The organism is Citrobacter sp. Cf125 (assembly GCF_030333935.1).
GTDB lineage: Bacteria > Pseudomonadota > Gammaproteobacteria > Enterobacterales > Enterobacteriaceae > Citrobacter > Citrobacter freundii.
Genome location: NZ_JAOWEY010000020.1, coordinates 1 through 7,374 on the forward strand (window position 1 = coordinate 1; position 7,374 = coordinate 7,374).

General features: G+C 46.7%; 6 protein-coding genes. All 6 read left to right on the plus strand.

Annotated elements, in window-relative coordinates; all coding sequences use genetic code 11:
• Positions 1-34: 34 nt before the first annotated feature.
• Entirely contained in the window at positions 35-1,990 is a 1,956-nt protein-coding gene (locus OGV89_RS04010; protein WP_286558163.1) for a type VI secretion system Vgr family protein, read from the plus strand.
• 2 nt (positions 1,991-1,992) lie between these two features.
• The gene (locus tag OGV89_RS04015; protein ID WP_286558165.1) at positions 1,993-2,817 is read left to right on the plus strand and encodes a DUF4123 domain-containing protein; all 825 of its coding nucleotides are present in this window, start codon (positions 1,993-1,995) and stop codon (positions 2,815-2,817) included.
• Positions 2,817-4,433 (plus strand): hypothetical protein, encoded by a 1,617-nt coding sequence (locus tag OGV89_RS04020; protein WP_286558167.1) that lies wholly within the window; start codon positions 2,817-2,819, stop codon positions 4,431-4,433. The genes OGV89_RS04015 and OGV89_RS04020 overlap by 1 nt, the downstream gene beginning before the upstream one ends.
• Positions 4,434-4,440: 7 nt before the next feature.
• Positions 4,441-5,382 carry a hypothetical protein gene (locus OGV89_RS04025; protein WP_286558171.1) on the plus strand — a complete coding sequence of 314 codons (942 nt, stop codon included), beginning with the start codon at positions 4,441-4,443 and terminating at the stop codon, positions 5,380-5,382.
• Positions 5,383-5,502: 120 nt separating this feature from the next.
• Positions 5,503-5,787, plus strand: coding sequence for a type VI secretion system PAAR protein (locus OGV89_RS04030; RefSeq protein ID WP_106902025.1), 285 nt, complete (start codon positions 5,503-5,505; stop codon positions 5,785-5,787).
• Between the two features lie 178 nt (positions 5,788-5,965).
• Positions 5,966-7,374 (plus strand): type VI secretion system tip protein TssI/VgrG (tssI, locus tag OGV89_RS04035; RefSeq protein ID WP_286558174.1); only part of this gene is annotated, 1,409 nt, incomplete at its 3' end.

A 7,374-nucleotide genomic window follows, 5' to 3' on the forward strand; every position in this document is an offset into this window, starting at 1 on the left:
TGGTTTATTTTTTCTGTTCATCCGGGAGGCACTTATGTCAACAGGATTACGTTTCACACTGGAGGTGGATGGTCTGCCGCCGGATGCGCTGGCGGTGGTTTCTTTTCACCTGAACCAGTCGCTCTCCACGCTGTTTTCCCTCGATATCTCGCTGGTCAGCCAGCAACTTCTCACTATCGACTTCGCCCAGGTACTGGAAAAAACGGTGCACCTGAAAATCTGGCAGGGCACGGAGATAAAGCGCCGGGTTAAAGGTCTGGTGACTTTTTTTGAGCAGGGTGAAAACGACAGCCACCAGACGCTGTACAGAATGAAAGTGCGCCCGGCGTTGTGGCGAGCGGGGCTGAGAAAAAACTCCCGCATTTTCCAGAACGAAGACATCAAAAGCATCCTGGGCACGATAGTGCAGGAAAACGGTGTGACGGAGTGGAGTCCGTTGTTCAGCGAACCGCATCCGGTGCGTGAGTTCTGCGTACAGTATGGCGAAACGGATTATGATTTTCTGGCACGGATGGCGGCGGAAGAGGGCATCTTTTTCTACGAAGAACATGCTGTGAAAAGCGATGACCAGAGCCTGGTGCTGTGCGACACGGTCCGCTTCCTGCCGGAAGCCTTTGACATCCCCTGGAACCCGAACACGCATACCGAAGTCAGCACCCCCTGTATCAGCCAGTTTCGCCACAGCGCGCAGATACGCCCCTCTTCCGTGATAGCCAAAGACTACACCTTCAAACGCCCCGGCTGGGCGGGGCGCTTTGAGTACGAGGGGGAAAATCTGGATTACCAGCGCACGCAGTATGAGGTGTTTGATTATCCGGGACGCTTTAAGGGAGAGCACGGTAAGAATTTTGCCCGCTGGCAGACGGAAGGCTGGCGTAACAGTGCGGAAATAGCACGGGGAAAAAGCCGTTCCCCGGAGATATGGCCGGGGCGGCGTATCCGGCTGACGGGGCACCCGCAGGGCAGCCTGAACCGGGAGTGGCAGGTGGTGATAAGCGAATTGCGCGGCAGTCAGCCGCAGGCTGTGCCGGGGCAGCGCCATGCGGGCACAACCATTGAAAACCACTTTGTGGTGATACCGGCAGACCGGACATGGCGGCCGCAGCCATTACCAAAACCGTCGGTCGACGGCCCGCAGTCAGCGGTGGTGACGGGGCCGGAGGGAGAGGAAATCTTCTGTGACGAGCATGGCCGGGTACGGGTGAAGTTCAACTGGGACAGATACAACCCGGCGAACCAGGACAGTTCGTGCTGGATACGGGTGGTACAGGCGTGGGCGGGGCCGGGGTTCGGCAACCTGGCAATACCACGTGTGGGCCAGGAGGTGATAGTGGACTTCCTGAACGGCGACCCGGACCAGCCGATAATCATGGGCAGAACGTACCATGCGGATAACCCGCCGCCGGGGGGGCTACCGGGAACGAAGACGCAGATGACCATCCGGTCGAAGACGTATATGGGCAGTGGATTTAACGAACTGCGTTTTGAGGATGCAACCAATAATGAGGAGATTTATCTGCATGCTCAGAAAAACATGCAGGTGAAAGTACTCAATAGTAAGGACGTGCGGGTTAATTATGATCGCACGGTGAGCATCGGCCATGATGAATCCCTCGTTGTGGCAAATGATAGAAAATTGACGGTAGAGGGTAAACAGGATCACAAAACAACCAAAGACCATGTGAGTCTGGTGGAAGGCAATTATGGTTTAGAAGTGAAAGGCGATTTGGCTCAAAAAGTGGCTGGTACGCTCGGTATTAGTGTTCAGGGGGATATTGTTCTACAGAGTGACAGCAAAATCAGCCTGCGTGTAGGTGGTTCTTTTATTGTGATACATGCAGGTGGCGTCGATGTCAGGGGGCCGAAGATAAACCTTAATGGAGGTGGCAGCCCGGGAGAAGTCATTCTACCCATGCGTCCGGCCATTTTGAAAGCAGCAGCAGGTGAAGGAACCATGTTTGTGGCTCACTGCCCGATGGAGGATGAATAACAATGTTTCCAGTTCGTTACGCAATTATTGATGGTGCTGTCGTGGAAAATCTTATGGATTTTCTTTCCGAACACAATCCACCACATGCCTGTCTGTATTCAGAACCTCTTCAGCCTGAGTTAGTCGGGCTTGCACCTTATTTGCTCGAAGTAACATCAGAAGTCGAGAAGTGGCTGCAATGGAATACCTGTCCATGGGGTATATATCTGACAACGAAAGCGACGATGCGTATATTGCGACAACATCTCAGAAAGTATTTACAAGTCCTTCTTCCGAATGAAACAAAACCGGTGATATTTCGTTTTTATGACCCTCGCAATATTTGGGATTTCCTGAGTGTATTGTCTGATTGGGAAAAACATATTTTCCTTGGAGATATCAGTCGAATAGAAACAACTTATCGGCTGCAACAAAATATGTCTTTTATAGAGTTGCATGAAAGATATCCTGCGACACAAACGATAAAACCGAAGCTAATGTCAATTAGTAAAGAACAATATTCATTATTAGAAATTATCTTTGAACGGCGATATGTTAGAGAACTGGCTGAAACAATGAGGGCTGTATCGACGTCTGTAAATAATGTTTCCATCTCCTGGGTAGAAGAGTTATTTGGTTATTTTCGTAATTTAGGGATCACAGATCGGAGAAGTATAGATGAGGTGGCAAAATTATTTGCCAGAGAGAATGTATTTAACTTGAGTAATATTCCTCACGAGTATGCAACAATTTTGGAGGGGACAACGCATCCAGGACATTACCGTGCAGAGCAGTTGCTATTAAATGTTAACGGTGTAATTCCTGCCTGGAAAAGGAGTGCTCTATAATGCCAATAAGCCTTACAGCGGGTTCGCCAAAATGTAATTGTAAGAATCCTGATACCTGTACGCATGCTTTGAAAATTACAACAGCAGTTCCGGAAGAAACGTATGAATATAAGCAAGGTGGATCTTTACCTGTTATCTATCTCCATGATAGAGATGCAACAGGTGTTGATGTCACAACAACACTTACAGGGAAAACGTGTGTCAGTAATAGTCCAGATTGTCCATCAGGCGTAATATACAACGAATACTATCTGAGTCAGCTTAAAAATGGGGGGAATAAGAATAAATTAAAATATTTGAGTTATGAGGAAAAGCTTAAGCTGACGATAGAGGAGGGGGAGGGCGCTAAAATAAAAACGCCTGGTTCTGGTTATGTTTATGAAACATTAGAATATCTTGATATAGTCACATTTCTGACTGATGTTGTATTTGAAGGTATCGAAAAAATAGATAGAACAGAATATGCCTTGCAAGTTGGGGAATGCCTTGGGCAACCTGTCCAGGAAATGATTTTTCCTCTTAAAACAAATGCGAACGATAGAGCGAAATACCCTATATATACCACTGTAGATACTCGTATAGTCGTTTATCCAAAGCTCGTTTGGGAGATCGATGTTAATATTGCTGCTTCTAAAAATGATGGTACTAAAGAACTGACTGATGATGAACGATACGATATTGCTCAGGGCAGAACTCAAAATGACCATATGAGTGTTGGGAAATATGCCATCACACGGGGCGTTGCCATTGATGGAAGCGCTTCAATTGCGGTCGGAAGCTCCAGCAAGGATTATAAGAAGACAATAAAGAAAGAGTTTACGCGTTATAAAGATAAATTATCTTTATTGAGGAATGCAGAAAAAACAATTGATACAGTCACTAATCTTTTTAGAGCTGATGACAAGAAAATACAATTACTCTCTATTGATATAAAGTATCCATATCTTAATATTAAGGGCAGTGGTGAACTATCGCTGAAGAAAGATAACAAGCCATATGTTAAATGTGGCGTAGATGTTAATTTGTCTCCATTGATTCATTTCACAATCACTCTGGATTTGATTCAGGCATTTGCTGCGTATTTTCATCAGGAAAAAAATGTTGCTAGGATCAGAGAAAAAGCGCAGTCACAAGAAGGCGATGTTAAAAGTGGAAAAAATGGTGTTTATGCTAAAGCCGTATTAAATCTTATTGTTACCGGGGATATTAATCTCTCCTATCGCTATGCCTCTGATGAAGATAACGAATTTCACTCTGAACTTGGTGATAAAAATGAAGGTACGCTTGGCCTGTCTTTAGAGTCGAAAGTTGAAGCGGGGCTCAGGGTTGTGGTCGTCGAAGCATTTTTTAGCGCTGAAGCGAAAATATCGGCTGAGTGTTGTTTTGCATTAGATAAAAAACAAAAGAAAGATTTAGAACTTATCTTTTATCACAATGGAATTGTAATGTATGCGAAATATAAAGTAAAAGTAGATATTGGTACTGATGAACAAGATAAAAATAGCCCAATGAATAGGGGGGAGACAACAGATGATAATTGGGAAGAGGGCGAAGGCGAATGGACTTTATGTAAATCATTAAGTAAAGATGCCTCCCCTTATAAACTTAATTTTTGAGGTTTTTATGAAAAAAATATTAATATTAAGTATTTTCTTTATTTCACTAAACTCTTACGGTAGGGATGATATGAATAGTGCAAGATATTCCGCTTATTTTAAAACATTAAGCAGCATCTGCATTTTATCAATAAATGGATTGGACTATTTAAGTACTCGACGTGGCTCAAGGACTATTAGTACAGGGATGGATATAACCGATTCTCTTGAGAATGGTGTTAATAATACTGTAGGTTTGATTTTTTTTCCATCTGGTTCAAAAATGAAAACTGATATTTATACATGCGAGGTCAAGATCGTAAGAACGGAACCCAAAAGGCCTGATGTGGTAGTCACAAATTTTAAAGTTACCTTTAATGGTGAAAATAGTCGTTCATTTAATGATTCAGAAGGCTACAAAATTAATGATATTAGCGATACCACTAATAATCCTATTATCAAAGGAATATCTAACAGGTTTATATTTGCTGGTGAAACTAAGCCTGAAGACTGGTTGACCGCCACAAGAAACATAGCAGTTTCAGGTATTCCTATCTGGCAATGGACTAAAGCATCACCACAGATTAATAATTTAGCCTTGAGGGATAGATTAATTGACGCTTATGCGGATTTAATAAATGATCTGAGAGTCGGCGATCTTACAGCGATAAAGAAAAAGTATGCGATAGCTTTAGATGAATACTCACTAGCAGATCTAACGGACGATACTGATCTTTTTTTTGATTCTATTGGCATAGTTGACGCTCTCAAAAAAGGAAAGATAAATCCAAACCCAAACTGGGATGAATATACGTTGTTGACTTATCAGAATAGCAGAATCTTTTGTCTTGGTATTAATGATGTTGGCAGAAACTCTCCACTCGAATTCTTCAACGCTCAAGGGAAACGTATATTCTCATGGAATCCATTCTTTGCTGTTATCGACAATAAGATGGTTCTGGTTCGTTGAGTTTTAAACAAGTGACAGCCTTTTGGTTTTTTATTCTGACATGCCGGAAATAGGGATAATAGTTGCTATAGATTATCCCTTAAAAGAATACTCACTATTGCACAGTCTCCTGGAGAAAATATGTCTGTAGCGGCAAAACTCAACGATAAAGGTACCCAGCATGATGGGTACCATGAAACAGTAATCACTGCGGGCTCTCCAACAGTATTTATTGATGGTATGCCCGCCGCCCGTTTGGGTGATCCGTTGACGCCACATGGTAAGTCTGAACATCCGGTACACCCTCGAAAAATCGCCAGTGGCTCTCCAACGGTATTTATCGATAGGTTACCTGCAGCCAGAACAGGTGATGCTGTGGATTGTGGCGGCGTGATAATCGGTAGCGGAACGGTAAATATTGGATAGAGATATGTAGTTAGTGCACTGAAAAATATATTTTTTTTACAATTTTAATTTTTTGTCATTTTACTCTGATGAACCCCGGAAACTCCGGCGGTAGCGTGCCTGCACGCAAGCGTAACGCTGTACTGCCACCGACGCAGTCCGGCATGGTTTATTTTTTCTGTTCATCCGGGAGGCACTTATGTCAACAGGATTACGTTTCACACTGGAGGTGGATGGTCTGCCGCCGGATGCGCTGGCGGTGGTTTCTTTTCACCTGAACCAGTCGCTCTCCACGCTGTTTTCCCTCGATATCTCGCTGGTCAGCCAGCAACTTCTCACTATCGACTTCGCCCAGGTACTGGAAAAAACGGTGCACCTGAAAATCTGGCAGGGCACGGAGATAAAGCGCCGGGTTAAAGGTCTGGTGACTTTTTTTGAGCAGGGTGAAAACGACAGCCACCAGACGCTGTACAGAATGAAAGTGCGCCCGGCGTTGTGGCGAGCGGGGCTGAGAAAAAACTCCCGCATTTTCCAGAACGAAGACATCAAAAGCATCCTGGGCACGATAGTGCAGGAAAACGGTGTGACGGAGTGGAGTCCGTTGTTCAGCGAACCGCATCCGGTGCGTGAGTTCTGCGTACAGTATGGCGAAACGGATTATGATTTTCTGGCACGGATGGCGGCGGAAGAGGGCATCTTTTTCTACGAAGAACATGCTGTGAAAAGCGATGACCAGAGCCTGGTGCTGTGCGACACGGTCCGCTTCCTGCCGGAAGCCTTTGACATCCCCTGGAACCCGAACACGCATACCGAAGTCAGCACCCCCTGTATCAGCCAGTTTCGCCACAGCGCGCAGATACGCCCCTCTTCCGTGATAGCCAAAGACTACACCTTCAAACGCCCCGGCTGGGCGGGGCGCTTTGAGTACGAGGGGGAAAATCTGGATTACCAGCGCACGCAGTATGAGGTGTTTGATTATCCGGGACGCTTTAAGGGAGAGCACGGTAAGAATTTTGCCCGCTGGCAGACGGAAGGCTGGCGTAACAGTGCGGAAATAGCACGGGGAAAAAGCCGTTCCCCGGAGATATGGCCGGGGCGGCGTATCCGGCTGACGGGGCACCCGCAGGGCAGCCTGAACCGGGAGTGGCAGGTGGTGATAAGCGAATTGCGCGGCAGTCAGCCGCAGGCTGTGCCGGGGCAGCGCCATGCGGGCACAACCATTGAAAACCACTTTGTGGTGATACCGGCAGACCGGACATGGCGGCCGCAGCCATTACCAAAACCGTCGGTCGACGGCCCGCAGTCAGCGGTGGTGACGGGGCCGGAGGGAGAGGAAATCTTCTGTGACGAGCATGGCCGGGTACGGGTGAAGTTCAACTGGGACAGATACAACCCGGCGAACCAGGACAGTTCGTGCTGGATACGGGTGGTACAGGCGTGGGCGGGGCCGGGGTTCGGCAACCTGGCAATACCACGTGTGGGCCAGGAGGTGATAGTGGACTTCCTGAACGGCGACCCGGACCAGCCGATAATCATGGGCAGAACGTACCATGCGGATAACCCGCCGCCGGGGGGGCTACCGGGAACGAAGACGCAGATGACCATCCG

Excerpts from the sequence above, each read along its gene's own strand:
- OGV89_RS04010 (WP_286558163.1), top strand. The coding sequence starts at position 35 with ATGTCAACAGGATTACGTTTCACACTGGAGGTGGATGGTCTGCCGCCG.
- OGV89_RS04015 (WP_286558165.1), top strand. The coding sequence starts at position 1,993 with ATGTTTCCAGTTCGTTACGCAATTATTGATGGTGCTGTCGTGGAAAAT.
- OGV89_RS04020 (WP_286558167.1), top strand. The coding sequence starts at position 2,817 with ATGCCAATAAGCCTTACAGCGGGTTCGCCAAAATGTAATTGTAAGAAT.
- OGV89_RS04025 (WP_286558171.1), top strand. The coding sequence starts at position 4,441 with ATGAAAAAAATATTAATATTAAGTATTTTCTTTATTTCACTAAACTCT.
- OGV89_RS04030 (WP_106902025.1), top strand. The coding sequence starts at position 5,503 with ATGTCTGTAGCGGCAAAACTCAACGATAAAGGTACCCAGCATGATGGG.